Raw genomic sequence first — 729 nt, 5'->3', positions numbered from 1 at the left:
CCAACCAGAGGCAATATGACTTTAAATAACAGCGCACGTAGTTTAGGGCGTCCCCGTTTTGTGATAACCGTCTTTCCTTTCCATTTTCCTGAAGTCGCCAGCTTTAGATTTAACCCTGCTAATTTGATAATTTGGTCCGGATGTTCGTAGTTGGAAAGGTCCCCGACTTCTGCGAAAAAGCCTGCAACCGTCGTTCCAGCGACCCCATGAATCTCCATCATTTCTTTCGCACCTGGAATGTGGTTGAGGAGCTCCTTCATTTTCTTCCACACGTTAACGATTTCTTTTCTAATGAGCGTGTATTGGGCTAATAAGGTGTTGAGTTTAAGCCTGGCCAGGTCTCTTCCCTCTGTAATACCGATGGATTGCCGTGCTGCATCTTGAAGTTGACGGACTTTTTTAATGCCTACCCCTCTCTTTACTTCTTTACGAATTTGGAGAAGGATTTCTTCTTCAGAACAGGTTAGGATTTCATCAGGGAATAGTCCCATACGCAACACTTGTAACGATGTTTTTCCTTCCCAATCACTAAACACTTTTGGGTACTCTGGAAAGTACTTGTCAATCCATTGGTGCATACGCCCTTGTACAGCTTGGAGATCTTTCATTAGATGATGATAAAGATTCATTCCTTCTCGAAGGTCTGCATAGATTCCTTCCGGCAAATTAGGCTCTGAATAGCGCCCTTCTTCTACTAGCCTTGCGATCACCCTGGCATCCTTTACATCG

Annotated in this window: 1 protein-coding gene; it reads right to left on the bottom strand. The window is 44.3% G+C overall.

All coding sequences use genetic code 11. The features are described from left to right. The coding region (locus NON16_RS25335; RefSeq protein ID WP_257352397.1) for a transposase at nt 1-710 on the bottom strand (710 nt) is incomplete at its 3' end. Nucleotides 711-729 lie beyond the last annotated feature (19 nt).

The sequence above is a fragment of the Pseudalkalibacillus decolorationis genome, assembly GCF_024609785.1.
Classification (GTDB): Bacteria; Bacillota; Bacilli; order Bacillales; family Fictibacillaceae; genus Pseudalkalibacillus; species Pseudalkalibacillus decolorationis.
This window is presented reverse-complemented; position numbering and strand designations above follow the sequence as displayed.